General features: G+C 66.4%; 11 protein-coding genes. 6 read left to right on the plus strand and 5 right to left on the minus strand.

What is annotated here, in order from left to right:
* Positions 1–139: 139 nt before the first annotated feature.
* Positions 140–1,471 carry an alpha-hydroxy acid oxidase gene (locus LN996_RS12695; protein WP_269215702.1) on the minus strand — a complete coding sequence of 444 codons (1,332 nt, stop codon included), beginning with the start codon at positions 1,469–1,471 and terminating at the stop codon, positions 140–142.
* A gap of 90 nt (positions 1,472–1,561) precedes the next feature.
* Between LN996_RS12695 and LN996_RS12700 the strand changes: the two genes are divergently transcribed.
* Complete coding sequence (locus tag LN996_RS12700) at positions 1,562–2,260, plus strand: FadR/GntR family transcriptional regulator (RefSeq protein WP_231340739.1); 699 nt, start codon at positions 1,562–1,564, stop codon at positions 2,258–2,260.
* A 41-nt stretch (positions 2,261–2,301) separates the two neighbouring features.
* On the opposite strand, the gene LN996_RS12705 is transcribed toward LN996_RS12700, so the two are convergent.
* Positions 2,302–3,333, minus strand: a complete 1,032-nt coding sequence (locus tag LN996_RS12705) for a LacI family DNA-binding transcriptional regulator (protein ID WP_231340740.1) — start codon at positions 3,331–3,333, stop codon at positions 2,302–2,304.
* A gap of 179 nt (positions 3,334–3,512) precedes the next feature.
* Between LN996_RS12705 and LN996_RS12710 the strand changes: the two genes are divergently transcribed.
* From LN996_RS12710 to LN996_RS12730, 5 genes are read left to right on the plus strand one after another with little or no spacing between them, the layout of a single operon-like run.
* Positions 3,513–4,925, plus strand: coding sequence for a Gfo/Idh/MocA family protein (locus tag LN996_RS12710; protein WP_231340741.1), 1,413 nt, complete (start codon positions 3,513–3,515; stop codon positions 4,923–4,925).
* Between the two features lie 30 nt (positions 4,926–4,955).
* Positions 4,956–5,954: an NAD(P)-dependent oxidoreductase gene (locus LN996_RS12715; RefSeq protein ID WP_231340742.1), complete on the plus strand. Its 999-nt coding sequence runs from the start codon at positions 4,956–4,958 to the stop codon at positions 5,952–5,954.
* The gene (locus LN996_RS12720; protein ID WP_231340743.1) at positions 5,951–6,856 is read left to right on the plus strand and encodes a 5-dehydro-4-deoxyglucarate dehydratase; all 906 of its coding nucleotides are present in this window, start codon (positions 5,951–5,953) and stop codon (positions 6,854–6,856) included. The genes LN996_RS12715 and LN996_RS12720 overlap by 4 nt, the downstream gene beginning before the upstream one ends.
* Positions 6,856–8,004, plus strand: a complete 1,149-nt coding sequence (locus tag LN996_RS12725) for a mandelate racemase/muconate lactonizing enzyme family protein (RefSeq protein WP_231340744.1) — start codon at positions 6,856–6,858, stop codon at positions 8,002–8,004. Before LN996_RS12720 ends, LN996_RS12725 begins: the two co-directional genes overlap by 1 nt.
* Entirely contained in the window at positions 7,985–9,436 is a 1,452-nt protein-coding gene (locus LN996_RS12730; RefSeq protein ID WP_231340745.1) for an aldehyde dehydrogenase (NADP(+)), read from the plus strand. The genes LN996_RS12725 and LN996_RS12730 overlap by 20 nt, the downstream gene beginning before the upstream one ends.
* A 212-nt stretch (positions 9,437–9,648) precedes the next feature.
* Here the strand turns inward: LN996_RS12730 and LN996_RS12735 are convergent, their stop codons facing one another.
* The 3 genes from LN996_RS12735 to LN996_RS12745 are packed head-to-tail and all read right to left on the minus strand — an operon-like array spanning position 9,649 to position 14,017.
* Complete coding sequence (locus LN996_RS12735; RefSeq protein ID WP_231340746.1) at positions 9,649–10,758, minus strand: Xaa-Pro peptidase family protein; 1,110 nt, start codon at positions 10,756–10,758, stop codon at positions 9,649–9,651.
* Positions 10,755–12,803: a DUF6807 family protein gene (locus LN996_RS12740; protein ID WP_231340747.1), complete on the minus strand. Its 2,049-nt coding sequence runs from the start codon at positions 12,801–12,803 to the stop codon at positions 10,755–10,757. Before LN996_RS12740 ends, LN996_RS12735 begins: the two co-directional genes overlap by 4 nt.
* Positions 12,800–14,017 (minus strand): acetylxylan esterase, encoded by a 1,218-nt coding sequence (locus LN996_RS12745; protein WP_231340748.1) that lies wholly within the window; start codon positions 14,015–14,017, stop codon positions 12,800–12,802. Before LN996_RS12745 ends, LN996_RS12740 begins: the two co-directional genes overlap by 4 nt.
* Positions 14,018–14,175: the final 158 nt, after the last annotated feature.

Here is a 14,175-nt window from a genome sequence, read left to right on the forward strand (position 1 = left end):
ATCCTGCGGCGGTTGCACACGGTTCCCCCGCGGATGGCGCGCTCGTGCGCTAATCATCCCCGCTATTCCCCCTCTGGCCCCCCCAAACCCCACTACGGCCCTAAAAACGGGGCGTTTGCTGCGACTTACTTGGGTGCGGTTAGCGCTGGAGCAACCGCACGTGGTCCGGGTTGAGGTCCGCCACCTTGCTGACCCCGAGGAGCGCCATGGTCCGGGTCATGTCCTTCTCAAGGATCTGGATGGTCCGGTCCACGCCTTCACGTCCGCCGGCCATGAGGCCATAGAGGTAAGCGCGGCCGATCAGGGCAAAGTCGGCGCCCAAGGCCAGGGCTGCCACGATGTCCGCGCCGCTCATGATGCCCGTGTCCAGCATGACCGCGGCCTTGCTGTTGTCCGCCTTCAGTGCCGTCGTGACCTCCGGAAGCAGGTGGAACGGGATGGGTGCGCGGTCCAGCTGGCGGCCGCCGTGGTTGGAGAGGATGATGCCGTCCGCACCGTGGTCAACAACGCGCCGGGCGTCTTCCACGGTCTGGATGCCCTTGACCACTAGCTTGCCCTTCCAGGTTTCCCGCAGCCAGTCCAGGTCTTCGTAGGTCAGCGTGGGGTCGAACATCGAGTTGATGAGGTCAGCCACGGTGCCCGTGTAGCGCGAGAGGGAAGCGAACGTCAGGGGTTCGTGGGTGAGGAAGTTGAACCACCAGGCCGGGCGATAGGAGGCATCGAGCACGGTCTTCAGGGTCAGTGCCGGCGGGATGGTCATGCCATTGCGTACATCGCGCAGGCGGGCGCCGGCTACGGCTGTGTCCACGGTGACCATAAGGGTGTCGTTGCCGGCCTTGGCAGCCCGCTCGATCAGCTCCAGCGAGCGGTCGCGGTCCGTCCACAGGTAGAGCTGGAACCAGTTGCGCCCGTTCGGGGCAGCAGTGGCCACGTCCTCGATGGATGCAGTGCCCATGGTGGACAGGGTGTACGGAATGCCTGCCGCCTCAGCTGCCTGGGAGCCGGCGTACTCGCCCTCGGACTGCATCATCCGGGTGAATCCTGTGGGTGCAATGCCGAACGGCAGTCGTGATTCCTTGCCCAGGATGTCCGTGCGGAGATCGATCGTGGAGACATCGCGCAGAATGCCGGGACGGAACTCGATGTCCTGGAAGGCCTGGCGTGCGCGGCGCAGCGTGATCTCTTCTTCGGCGGCACCGTCCGTGTAGTCGAAGGGAGCCTGCGGGGTCCGGCGCTTGGCGATCTCGCGCAGTTCCCAGATGGTGCTGGCGCGCTTGAGCCGTGCGGTCTTGCTGAATTCCGGCTTCTTGAACTGCATCAGTGGCGCCAGGTCGGAGACTTTGGGGACGCGGCGTTTCAGCGCGGGCGGCTGCACGACGGCGGGGCGCGGCTGGGCGGGGCGTGTAACGTTTTCGTCGCTGCCGGCATTGGCAGGGGCGGCGGTGATCTTGGGATCGAGGGTCTCGGTCATACGGTTCTCCCTTGAATTCTGTGGTCTTACCACTGTGGTCTAACCACACTGTAATCCATGTGGTTGGACCACATCAACTAGTATTCCGTTATGCGTACCCACGAGTTGGTCCTGCAATGGATCGAGAAGCAGTTGTCCGACGGAGACCTTGCCCTTGGCGGCCGGCTGCCGGGTGAACGCGCCATGGCCGAACAATTGCAGGTGTCACGGACTTCCGTGCGCGAGGCGGTCCGGATTCTGGAAGCGATGGGCGTGGTCCGCGCCGGCGTGGGTTCGGGCAAGGACGCCGGGACAGTGGTCATCGCCGAGCCGGGCTCCGCGCTGGGTTCAACCCTTCGGCTGCACGTGGCCACCCGGCACCTTCCGGTGGCGGACATTGTGGAGACCCGCGTCCTGCTTGAATCCTGGGCGGCGGAGCGGGCTAAGGTGGGCGTGCCGGAGCTGGAGGAAGCTGCTGCGCTCCTGGATCAGATGGATGCGGCGCCTGACATCGACACTTTCCTGGCCCTTGATGCCCGCTTCCATGTGGCACTGGCGCAGGCTGCCGGCAACTCGGTGGTCAGCGCCATGATGGCCTCGCTGAGGGGTGCGATCGAGAACTACGCCGGTGAGCTCACCGGAAACCTGCCCGATTGGGACACTACGTCAACCCGGCTGCGCGCCGAACATCGCGCCATCCTCACTGCTGTGAACAATAACGACGGCGGCAAGGCCGCTGAGCTGGTGGCCGCGCACATCCAAGGCTTCTATAAAGAGGCCGGCGTGGGGGCAAACCCCTCCCCGAAGTGACACTTAATGCCAATGTTCTCGCCGAACATTGGCATTAAGTGTCAACTGGCGGGAGTGAGTGCGGGGGCTGCCGTGCTCTTGCGGATCTCCACCCTGGGGGCGAATTCGTCCTGCGCCTGGGTGGTGGCTTCGCCGGCCTGCTGGATCTGCTCCCGCATCCTCCGCCAAGCCAGGCTTCCGAGCTCGTTGATGGGCACGGCCGCGGTGGTCAGCGGGGGAGTTGTGTATTTGGCGAACGGGATGTCGTCGAAGCCCGTCACGGAGATGTCTTCCGGGACGCGTATTCCGCGCTCATGCAGGCCGCTGAGCAACCCCATGGCAACGAGGTCGTTGAAGGCCAGGATTCCGGTGGCGCCGCTGGCAATGATGGCCTCGGTGGACTCATGGCCGGAGTCGAAGTTGGAGCCGCCATGGAGCATCTGCAGTTCGATCTCCGGGTGTTCGGCGCGGAACTGGTCCAGCCCGACCAGGCGTTGGCGGTTGGATGCACTGTGCTCGGGTCCGGAGAGGAATGCCAGCCGGCGGTGGCCCAACGTCACCAAGTGCTGCGCCAACTCCTGGATGCCCTGCCCGTAGTCGACGCTCAGGCTGGGCGTGTTGGTGGCAATGGTGGTGCGATTGATGAGCACCAGCGGGTGCAGGGTGGGCGCAAGTTCTTCCAACTCGGCATCAGCCATGCGGGGGGCGCAGAGCACCACGCCGTCACAGCGGCGCCTGGCCTCGCCTGCAAGGATGGCTTCCTCGCTGGTGACCTCGGAGGAGTCGGCGATCAGGACGCGGTACCCGTCCTGGGCTGCCGCGATGCTGAGTCCGCGGAGGATGGCCTGGAAGGTGGGGTTGGCAAGATCCGGTACGACGATGCCGATGGTGTCTGTCTTGCCCAGGGCGAGGCTGCGCCCCACGGGGTTGGGCTGGTACTTCAATTCTGCAGCGGCTGCCCGGACGCGCGCAGCGATGCCAGGGTCCACGGCGGCATTACCGTTCATGACGCGCGACACGGTGGCGTGCGAGACGCCCGCCTTCTCCGCGACATCGGCAATGCCAACGCGCCTGTTGGTGTTCCTGCGTGCCATGTGGCCCCTTCCCATTGGTCGCCTCCCGCATGCTCCGTCGTTGGAGCAATGGTTGACGTGACCGCCAGAGTCTTGATACAAAGCTTATAACGCTCTGAGAAAACGCTTTCTCATGATTCTTCCCACTTGAAGCCGGGCCGTCAAGCGGTTCACTCCTGCCTTTCGAAAGGGGCATCCACATGGTCAACGTCGACTCAGCCGAGACCCAGACCGCATCTGCCGCAACGACAACCCAGGCCGGTGGCCGCAAGCGGACCCGCATTGCCCTCATCGGCACGGGCGGCCGCTCGGAGATGTACATCCGGGCCATCTATGGGCAGCACGCGGACGTCGCAGAACTCATTGCGCTTTCCGACGTCAACCAGGGCCGGGTGGACTTCTACCAGGACCTCATCAAGGAACTCGGCGGAGCAGAGCCGGTGGCTTCCTTCGAGCCCGGCGAGCTCACAAGTTTCATCCAGTCCAACGGCATCGAGCGCGTTATCGTCACGACGCCCGACTACACCCACGCGGACTACATCGTTGAGGCACTCGAGGCGGGTGCCGACGTCGTGGTTGAAAAGCCGCTGACGATTGACGTTGACGGCTGCCGCCGAATCACCGACGCCGTGGCGAAGACCGGCCGCAACGTAGTGGTGACGTTCAACTACCGCTACTCGCCACGCAACAGCGCGCTCAAGGAAGTCATCCAGAACGGCGTGATCGGAAAAGTCACGTCCATCGACTTCAGCTGGGTGCTGGACACTGTGCACGGCGCCGACTACTTCCGCCGCTGGCACCGCGAAAAGAAGAACTCCGGTGGCCTGCTCATCCACAAGGCTTCCCACCACTTCGACCTGGTGAACTGGTGGATCAACGATGTTCCGGAGCGCGTGTTTGCCTCCGGTGGCCTGCGCTTCTACGGCGACAAGAACGCCGCCGAGCGCGGCCTGGGAGCCCGCCCCGAGCGCGGCACCGTTGACGGCCTGGAGCACGATCCCTTCCGCCTGGACATGCGCGACGACGAGCGCTTGAAGGCCCTGTACTACGACAACGAAAAGTTTGACGGCTACATCCGTGACCAAGACGTGTTCACCGAGGGCATCACCATCGAGGACAACCTGGCCCTCGTGGTGGATTACCAGGGCGGGCCGACGCTGAGCTACTCGCTGAACGCCCACAGCCCGTGGGAAGGCTACCGTGTCACCGTCAACGGCACCGAAGGCCGTGCGGAACTCGAAGTGGTGGAGCGCGCCGCCGTCGAGTCCAGCACGGACAAGAAGACCGTGGTGGACCCGAGCGCTACTCCCATCGAGGAGGAAGACGCGGTACGCCGCAACGGTGAACGCCTGGTGGTCCAGCGCCACTGGGAAGCTGCCTACGAAGTCCCGATCATCAACGGCGAAGGCGGCCACGGGGGCGGCGACAACCTGCTGCTCTCGGACCTCTTCAACGGTCCCGGCGCTGACCCGCTGGGCCGCCCGTCCGGCTACATCGACGGACTCCGGTCCGTATCGGTGGGCATCGCCGGCAACCAATCCCTTGAGACCGACCTTCCCGTCCGCATCAGCGAACTTGGCCTCGGCGTTGATCTCAGCCGCAGCCAGGCCTGACCGGTTCACTACCCAAGCAAGGAAACGACCATGAGCAGGATATTCGTCACCGGCGGTTCCGGCCGGCTCGGACGCAGTGTGGTGGCCGGTCTCGCCGATGCGGGCCACAAGGTCATCTCGGTGGACCGGGACGCCATCCCCGCGGAGCAGCTGCCCGCCGGAGCCGAGCAGTACACCGCGGATCTTTTGGCACCGGGGGAAGCGGAGCGGCTCATCCGCGAAACAGCGCCCGACGCCGTGATCCACCTCGCTGCTATTGCCGTACCTTTCAGCGCACCCGAGGACGTCATTTTCAGCACGAACACCCGGCTCGCCTACGCGGTGGTCAGTGCGGCGACCGACGCGGGCGTCCCGAAGATCGTGACGGCGTCCAGCCCCACCGCCCTGGGCTATGGCTCACCGGCCGGGTGGCTGCCGCCGTCGTTCCCGCTGGACGAGCGGACGCCGCCCAAGCCGTGGAACGCGTATGCGTTGTCCAAACTGATCGCCGAGCAGACCGTGCAGATGTTCGCGGCCGCGCAGGGGGACAAGATCCGGTACGCGGCTTTCCGCCCCTGCTACGTGATCTCCCCGGAAGAATGGGAAGGCGCGTTGACGCAGCAGGGACACACGGTCCGCGAGCGGTTGCAGGACCCAGCGCTTTCAGCACCGGCACTGTTCAACTACGTGGATGCCCGGGACGTGGCCGACTTCCTGGACGTGCTCCTGGACAAGATGGACTCAATTCCCAACGGCCAGGTCTTCTTCGTTGGCGCCAGGGATGCCCTGGCTACAGCGCCCCTGGCGGAATTGTTCCCGCGCTTCCTTCCCGGCAGCGGCCCACTCACTGAACAGCTGACCGGAACCAGCCCGGCATTCTCCATCGACAAAGCCCGCGAACTCCTCGGCTGGGCGCCCAAGCGCACCTGGCGCACCGAGCTTAGGCCGGCTTTCGAGGGCGAAGACAGAGCAGCAACCGAACAAGCAGAACTCAACGACGAGAACCACGCCGGCCTGGTCCCGGCGGGAGCAACCAAGGAGACCCCATGAACTTCGACGGCGTATTGTTCTTCCCCGTCACGCCCTTTGCCGAGGACGGCTCGGTAGATGTAGCCCTGCTGAAGGAGCACATCACCTCCCGTCTTCCGTTCGGCCCCGGCGGTGTCTTCCCCGCCTGCGGCACCGGCGAATTCCACGCACTCTCGCTCGATGAGATCCGCACTGTGGTGACTGCCGCCGTCGAGGCCGTTGCAGGAGCTGTTCCCGTGGTCTCCGGTGCCGGTGGACCCCTGGGCCACGCCATCGCCGCAGCCAAGGTGGCTGAGGAAGCAGGCGCAGACGCCCTCCTGGTGCTCCCGCCGTACCTGGTCACCGGGCCCACGGACGGCGTGGTGGCCTACGTCGAAGCCATCGCCGCCGCGAGCAGCCTGCCGGTGATCGTGTACCACCGCGGTACGGCCAAGTTCACCGCAGAGGCGATCACGCGCCTCACTGCCAACCCGAAGGTTGTTGGCTTCAAGGACGGAATCGGCGACGTCGGACTGGCCCAGGAAATCGTCTCCGCGATCAACGCCAGCGGCCGCACCGACTTCGCCCTGTTCAACGGCCTGCTGACCGCTGAGCTGACGCAGGGTGCCTACCGTGGCCTCGGCATCCCCTTGTACTCCTCCGCGGCGTTCGCCATGGCCCCGGAAATCGCTAAGGCCTATTACGACGCCTACGTCTCCGGTGACGAAGAGCGCCGCCACGCCCTGCTGGAAGGTTTCTACGCGCCGCTGGTCCGGCTCCGCGACCAGACTCCGGGCTTTGGCGTTTCCCTCATCAAGGCAGGCCTGCGCCTCGCCGGGCTGCCCGTTGGCCCGGTCCGTCCGCCGCTGGTTGACCCCAGCGAAGAACAACTGCTGGAGCTCAAGTCCATCCTGGCCAAGGGCCACGAGCTGGCCGGCAGCTGATGCCGGCCCGCATTACGGGCCTCGCCACCCGGCTGATCACGGTCCCGCTGCTGCGCAGCTGGGGTGCTGAGGCGCCCGAGAACCATGTGATCGTCACCGAACTGACCACGGACGACGGCGGTACGGGCCACGGTTTCTCGTGGACACCTACCATTGGTCCCCAGGCGGTGAAGGCTCTGCTGGATCACGACATCGCACCGTTCATCGTGGGTTTGGAAGCCAACCCGGAGATCGTGTGGGACCAACTGTGGAAGCGGCTGCACGAAGCAGGCGGGGGAGGCCTCACCACCATCGCGATGGCAGGTGTGGACCTTGCCCTGTGGGACCTGAAGGCACAGCAGGCGGGCACATCCGTCACCGGGCTTTTGGGCCAGCGCCAGGAATCCGTGGAGGTCTACGGTTCCGGCGTGAACCTGCACTACACCTTGGATCAGCTGGTGGAGCAAGCCCAGCGGTGGGTTGCCGCGGGGCACAACGCCGTAAAGATCAAGGTGGGCAAGCCCGAACTCCGCGAAGACGCCGAACGCGTCGCCGCCGTGCGGGCTGTGATCGGCCCTGACCGGCTGCTCATGATCGACGCCAACCAGCGTTGGGACCTCGCCCACACCTTCCGTGCCTTGGATGTTTTGGGGGAGCACGGACTGGAGTGGCTGGAAGAACCGATCCGCGCCGACGACCTCTGGGCCTACCGCCGCTTGCGCAAGCACTCGCCCGTGCCCATTGCCCTGGGCGAGAACGTCCACACGATCTACCGTTTCCGCGATTTCATCGAAGCTGAAGCCGTGGACATCATCCAGCCCAACATCGTCCGGGTGGGCGGTATTACGCCCTTCCGCAGGATCGTTGAGCTTGCCCGTGCCAACAGCATCCGGGTGGCGCCGCACCTGCTCCCGGAGCTGTCCGGGCAGCTGGCACTCACCTTGGCCGAGGCCGTGAGCGTGGAGGACGTTGAGGACGCCTCATTCGGTCAGCTTGGCATCCTGTCCGGGCCTTCCCCGGTTCGCATCCGCAACAGCCGGCTCACGTCTTCAGGCCTTCACGGGCTCGGCTTCGACTTCGGCGGGAAGCCGCACACACCTGAGGTGGCTGCCCCTGACAGCTCCGCCCCCGAGAGTAAAGGAAACCGCATTGAGTACAGCAACTCTTGACCTGACCGCCATCACGGCGGCAGCTACCGAGGCCGCAAAAGTGACCGCAGCAGCCTCTGACGCCGAGCGTGCAGCCTGGCTGACCGCCGTCGCTGACGCCTTGGACGCCAACGTCACCGAACTGGTGGCCATCGCCGATTCCGAGACGAGCCTGGGTTCTGTCCGGCTCACGGGCGAGGTAGCCAGGACCAGTGGCCAGTTGCGACTGTTCGCGCACGTGATGACCGAGGGCTCGTACCTGGAAGCCGTCATTGACCACGCCGACCCTACGGCCACTCCGCCCAAGCCCGACTTGCGCCGCATCCTGCGTCCGATTGGCCCGGTGGCCGTGTTCTCGGCGTCGAACTTCCCGTTCGCGTTCTCCGTGGCCGGCGGCGATACTGCTTCCGCGTTGGCTGTTGGCTGTCCGGTGATCGTCAAGGCGCACTCGGGACATCTCCGCCTCTCCGAGCGGACCGCCGAGATTGTCAGCGACGCCCTGGCCAAGGCCGGAGCTCCCGCCGGGGTTTTTGCCTTGGTCAGCGGGCGCGAGGCCGGCACAGCGTTGGTCCAGGACCCCGCCATCAAGGCCGTCGGCTTCACTGGTTCCATCCCCGGCGGCCGCGCGTTGTTCGACCTCGCGTCGTCCCGCCCGGAGCCCATCCCCTTCTACGGCGAGCTGGGCAGCCTGAACCCTGTAGTCATCACGGCGGACGCGCTGGCCGAGCGAGGCCAACAGCTGGCTGCTGGCCTGGCAGGCTCCTTCACGATGGGTGCGGGCCAGTTCTGCACCAAGCCCGGCTTGGTCTTCATCCCGGCCGGCACGGACTTTGCGTCACACCTGGCTGAGGCAAGCAAGGACAAGCCGACAGCCGCCATGCTCACCGAGCGCATCGCCGAGGCGTACCCGGACGGGCTCCGGAACGTCGCAGACCAGCCGGGTGTTGCCGTCGTCAGTGGCACCGTCCAGCAGGACAGCCTGGCCGACGGCGCCGCACCCGTGGTGTTCTCCACCAGTGCGGCCAACGTGCTGGAGCGCCCCGATGAGCTGTTGGAGGAGTGCTTCGGCCCCACCACGCTGCTCATCGAGTACGCCAACCAGGAGGAACTGTCCGCGGCACTGGCGAAGGTTCCGGGTAGCCTCACGGGCACCGTTCACGCCGAACCGGGTGAAGACGTCTCCGCACTCGTGGAGCAGCTCAGCGGTTTGGCTGGCAGGGTCCTGTTCGACGGCTGGCCCACGGGTGTTGCCGTGAACTGGGCCCAGCAGCACGGCGGCCCGTACCCGGCCACTACCTCGCTGTTCACCTCAGTTGGCGCCACTGCGGTCCGCCGCTTCCAGCGTCCAGTGGCCTACCAGGACGCCCCCGAGTCTGTCCTGCACCCGGCGCTGCACGACGCCAACCCGCTGGGAATCCCGCGGCGAGTGGACGGCGTGCTGACACTCAGCTAACCCACCCAACTGCGACCTACTTGGGTAAGCGCACACGATAAAGGGGCGGGGGGGCCGGGGTGGTGTGCCCCCCCCCGGTTGGGGGGGGGGGGGGGGGGGTTGGGGGGGGGGGGGGGGGGGGGGGGGGGGGGGGGGGGGGGGGGGGGGGGGACCGTGTTGGGGCCCCCCCCGCCCCTTTTCGTGGTTGGGTGCGGGAGTGTTGGGTGCAGGAGTCAGGGGCGGAGCGTCAGCGGACGACGGCGGCCGTCCACTTCGGTGGTCGGCCAGCGATCGTCCGTGGTCAGGACCCGCAGGCCGGAATCCGTGAGCAGCACCGTGTCCTCGATCTTCACGGCAGGACCGGACGGGTTCCACGTGAAGGGCTGGTTGAGGACGATGGTGTCCGTCACGTCTGCGGTGACCCGGGGATCGCGGCCTGCATATCCTGCTGGGCCGCCCTGGTGGTGCAGCGTCCACTGATCGTCGCCGAATCCATGCCGGGCATAGGCCTGCTGGATCTGGGTGAAGACCTCGTTGAGCCTGGCGCCGGGGACCGTGGCCCGGAAGATGTCGGCCTCTACAGCTGCGATGCGGGCCTCGGCGTCCAGCTCCCGGGGAGTCCCGGCGTCGAACGCCACCCAACGGGTCACGTTGGCCACCAAACCGTTCCTGCGTGCACAAACTACTGCCATGGCGCGCCTGCCGATGGGGGAGTGCGTGGCCAGCGGGTGCCGGAAGTCGCTGCGGGACGTGCCGTTGCAGAGCAGGACCAGCGGCTCGGCACCTGCTGCAACGATCCTGGCGGCCAGCTCTGAAACCAGCTGGAACTCAGTGGTTTCCGGTGTCGCAGTTGTGAGGACATCGGTCATGGCTGCCGCGGCGTCGGCGGACAGCGAGGCGTACCGGGCTGCCTCGGCGGGCAGGAGTTGCTGGCGGGCCGCCCGGAGTTCCGAGGTGACTGCAGCCTCCACCAGTGGGTCTCCGTCGATCGCCAGGCCCGCGGCCGCAGCATGCAGCTGGCCGTGCCATGGGACCGTGTCCAGGCTGACGCCTTCCGGCAATTCCTCGGCGGCGATCCTCCCGGCCTCGTTGTTGAACGTGACCAGATGGTCGCCGGAGCGGTCCACCAGGAGGGCCGCGATGGGGTCGCCGGCCAGGCTGATGTGGACGCGGCTGCCGTCCAGGTACCAGGTGAGCGCCGTGTTGGAAGTGAGCAGGAGCGAGTCGCGTCCTGCGGCGTCCAGGATGTCCAGCACGCGGCGGCGTTTCACGGCGCGGTCGGCTGCGTTGCCGGGAGCCGTGAGTGCAGCCAGGGCTGGAGTGGATTGAGTGGGCGTGGTCATGCCGATTCCCCCAAGGTAGTGATGAGCAGTTCAATGTCTTGTGTTGCCAGGAAGCCATCCGTGACGAGCACGGTGACCGACCTGTGGACAGGGCGTTCGGGCTCGGCGGATACCGGGGCATCCCAGGCCAGCGATAGCCCGACGCCGGGGTAACCCGAGTGCCGGACGAACCAAGGGTCCGGGGCCTGAGGCGAAGCAAGGAATACGAGCGTTGCCGGGTGGCCCAGCCCGGGGTAGCCCGTGACGTGCGCCGCGTCGGACGTTCCGGCGTCGAACGTTCCCGACCACGCCAGCCATGGCGCCACGGTGCCGTGCACAGCGTCCTCGCCACGCGCGTCCGGAGTCCAGATGGTGGCGTCGCCAACGTTGGGCAGCCGCCAGAAGAAGCCGCCGTAACCGCCCTGCGGCCGCCCGTTGGAACCAGGGCTGCCCAGCAGTACGGTACGACCGGTGGCGGACTCCAGCGTGAAGTCCAGGGTCAGTTTCCACGCTGAATTCCCGACGGCGGCCCAGCGCCACTCGCGCTGCTCGCGCAGCACCGGTGTGCCGTCGGGCCCCAGCCAGCTCAGGTGTTCGCGCCGATGCCCATCACTGTGCTCCGCGGATTCGGTGACGATGCGGCCGTGGTCCTTGCGCCAGACGTACGCCCCTGCGTCGCGGGTGTAAGTCCGGCCGCCCCAGAAGTTGATGCCATCCACATCCTGGAGTGCCACACCTACACCCAGGTGCCACACGTGGTCTTCGGGGACGTGATCGGTGACCACCGTTCCGCCAAGGGTCCGCACGGGGTGGAGATAGGGGCGCGGGGAGGAGGTCCCACGGATGTGGGTGCCGTCCTGGAGGGTCGCGACCGGGGTGCCGTTGATGGTGAGGGAGGTCCCGGCCAAGTCAGTCCACGGTGCTCCGAGCTCCGCGAAAGTGGCTTGGCCCAAGGCTGCCCGGCGGATCAAGGATTCGATGCCGTGCACCACGGGGTGGGCGTCGTCGTCCTGGCCCTCCCAGCTGATGAAGTCCGGATGGATCGGCAAGGGTGAGTCTGCCGTGCGGATGGCCTCCAGCACGGAGATGTAGGCGCCGGCGCCACTGAGCGGGCTGAGTAGATCCTTCTCACTGCGGGCGGCCAGCAGGTTCTCCAGCAGATCCTTCCGCCCAAAACTCTGCGTCCGGACACCCTCGGGCGTGGTGATCTCCACTCGGTCCTCCGTGTATGAGAGGGCGAGCTGTCCCAACGTCCCGTAGATGGTGACCGCCGGTGCGGACTGCACGGGTGCGCAGAGCGTCAGGGCGCAGGTCAGGACTGTGCCGTCCGTGGTCCGTACCCTCACCACTGAGGTGTCGTCACTCTCGGTGTCGTTGGCCCGGTAGAGATCGGTGTCTACGGATTCGACATCCGCTACTGTCCTGGCACCAGCCAGCCGCAGCCCGGTAGCAACGGCGTGCGCCAGGGCGTTGGTGGCCACCCCGTCCACCACGTCGGTTCCGTTCAGGCTGCGCTTCCCGGCCCACCGGGAGCGCTTGAAATACCCCTTGGTGCGCAGCCACATGCCAGTGGCACTGATGCCCCGGACCTCACCAATGCCGCCGGATGCCACGAGTGCTTCGATCGCGGGCAGAGCCTCGGAACCCAGGCTCTGGAACCCCACTTGAACCAGTCGTCCGGCGCTCGCCGCCGCTGCCATGACTTCCTCGTATTGCTCCATGGACGCTACTGGTGGCTTTTCCAGATACACATTGGCGCCGGCTTTGAGGGCAGCGAGGGCCAAAGGCGCGTGGGTCTGGATGGGCGTGGAGACGATCACCACGTCCGGCGCGGTTCCAGCAGCGAGGAGCTCATCAAGGGACGTGAAGACGTCAACCCCGTGGCTGAGTTTCCCCTCCGCCGGGGGTAGGGGATCGGCCACGGCAACCAGTTCGACGCGGCCGGCAGCGCTCAGGCGATCAAGCTTGTCCAAGTGCCGTTCGCCGAATCCGTGCACGCCCACCAGTGCGATGCGGGGGAGCCGGGCTTGGGCATCCGCAGTTGAGGTGGTCAAAGGCTGGGTCATGAGTCCGTCCTAGCGGGATCAGGTGCGGTGGAACTGGCGGGGTGTGTGGGCTGCAGGGCTGCGGTGAGGAAGGCCGCGGCCTCGTCCTGCATGGCCGGGGTGAAAACGTGGGGTTCCTGCCAGAAGCTGCCCGTGTAGCGGGTGGGCATGCGTGACGACAAACGGGCATGGGCGTCGCGCATGCCCTGTTCGGGGAAGAGGTGGTCGGCCAGTCCGTATTGGACCAGGACGTGGGCGTTGGAGCGCACAGCCAGGTCCGGCCAGTCTCCAAGCCTGGCCAGGCCAGGGGAATGCAGCAGCCAGGAGTGTGCGTCGAGGTAGGAAGGCAGGAGCGACTCAAAAGTGGTCATCATGCAGGTCACCACGTAGCAACGGATCCGGGGAGTGAGGGCGGCCAGCACCAAAGCCCGGCCACCTCCGCCGGAGAAGCCCAGGCAACCGAGCCGATCCCGGTCCACTCCCGGCAGCGATGCCAGGATACCCAGTGCCGCGAGGTCGTCATGCGCCACGGTTCCGGCAACACTGCTTCCGAGCAGCGTGGCAGCTTTCGCCACTGTTTCCTCGTGGGCAGCCGCCGCTGAGTCGTACTGTTCCGCCGCGGAGGGTTCGACGCCGGCCTCCCGCCAGAGTGCCTGCTGGCCGTCGACCGCTTTGGCAGTCCGCCAAGGCAGGGGATCCAGCTCAAAACGACGGCTGCCCCACATGAAAGCGTCGTGCGCCAGAACGGCAAAGCCCTGTTGTGCCAACCACGTGGCGGGTGCCCGCCCGCCGTAAAGCTTTCGACTCAATCCGCGAGGCAGGCGGCCGAAGCCGCCAGCAGTGGAGGTACCGCCGTCGTGGTCTTCGGCGCCTGCAGGAAGGGACACGAGCCGCTCGGCGCCGTAAGCCTTGATGCCACCATGGCAGTGCAGGGCGAGCAGGCCGGGCAGTGGTCCCGTGGCGCCGGCCGGCCGCACGAACCATGCGGAGGTTCTTGGCCCGAAGCCCAACTGCCAGGAAAGGGACGAGGTGATGACGCCGTCGTGCTCCGCTTCCGAGTGCACCGTGTACCCAAGGTCCGGTGTTACGGCAGGAACCCCAAGTGTGTCGGCCAGTTGCCCCGCTTCAGGCGAGCCGGCCACGTGCTGATGGCGCGCCGCATACCCGGGCCAATCTTCGTAGCCGGCCAGCGCGCTGGGGCGGTTGGGCGATTCTGCCATGTCAGCGGTGGTCATGGCAGGCGGAGTCGGTGGGAAACAATTATGTCCAGCCTTGTCGGTGCGGGGTGGTGTGCGGAAGTGCACGCCGTGCTTCTTCAGCGTGGGGAAATCGATGGGGGCGGCTTCGCAAGAAAACGCTTTCTCAAAAATTAGCAAAAGGCTGTACATGGGTC

The organism is Arthrobacter sp. AK01 (assembly GCF_021109375.1).
Classification (GTDB): domain Bacteria; phylum Actinomycetota; class Actinomycetes; order Actinomycetales; family Micrococcaceae; genus Arthrobacter.